Source organism: Mesorhizobium sp. ZC-5 (assembly GCF_025753855.1).
Classification (GTDB): domain Bacteria; phylum Pseudomonadota; class Alphaproteobacteria; order Rhizobiales; family Rhizobiaceae; genus Neomesorhizobium.
In genome coordinates this window covers 1-831 of the sequence record NZ_JAOWPT010000063.1, presented here as the reverse complement: position 1 = coordinate 831, position 831 = coordinate 1, and the positions used below count along the sequence as shown (strand labels likewise).

1 protein-coding gene is annotated in these 831 nt (G+C 63.2%); it reads right to left on the bottom strand.

Annotated features, from left to right (window positions below):
• The coding region (locus OHD58_RS30510; RefSeq protein WP_263807313.1) for a 2-keto-4-pentenoate hydratase at nucleotides 1-794 on the bottom strand (794 nt) is incomplete at its 3' end.
• Nucleotides 795-831 lie beyond the last annotated feature (37 nt).

Here is an 831-nt window from a genome sequence, read left to right as displayed (position 1 = left end):
TACCGAAAACGGACCTGGATGATACCCAGCGGTCCATCGAACTGCGCGCGCCACTGCTCGCCAGGCTTCACGGGCTGGCCATTTGTCCAAGACCCTGTCGTCACCAGATCGCCGGCCTGTAAGTCGGGGGCGCCTGGACAATCGCGAAGCGCCTGTAGCAAATGCAACAGCGCATGCAGAGGGCCGTCGAGTACGCGGGCGCCGCGGCCATGTTCCTTCACCTCGTCGCCCTGTAACAGCGCGACGCTGTTCTGCGCCAGCAAGCCATTAAGCTCTGTCGCGCTACGCGCCATCTCGTGCACCGGCTGGCGCGCGCCGACAAGGAGCCGGCCGTGGAGCCCGCCGTCGGCGATTGAGTCGGCAGCGGTGAACCTGTATCCGGGCATGTGCGATTGCACGATTTCGAACCCGGGCGCGACCCATTCGACGCAGTCGAACAACTCATCGAGATCGGCCCGCGCCGGGGGCGTGGCCGAAATCCCAAAAACCGCCTCCGGCTCGAGCCGCGGCTCGCTGCACCCGCCGATATCGAGCTCGCCGGAACCGTCGCACAGCTGCACCGTTGTGTCGTACATCGTCCCCCAGATTGGCGTGAACACACCGTAGGGCTCCCAGTGGGCGCGGTTGGTGAAGCCGATCTTAAAGCCGAGTGGTTTCTCGCCTCGACCAACTCGCAACTCATGTACCGCAAGTGCATGTTGGTAGGCTTCCGGCACGCTCAGGCCGCAGCCGTGTGGCCAATAGGTGTTGCGGTCCAAGTGATTGAGCACTTGCTGGGGTGACAAGGTGGGCATGGCTATATCGCTTTCATAGCTTGAATGGACTGCTTGC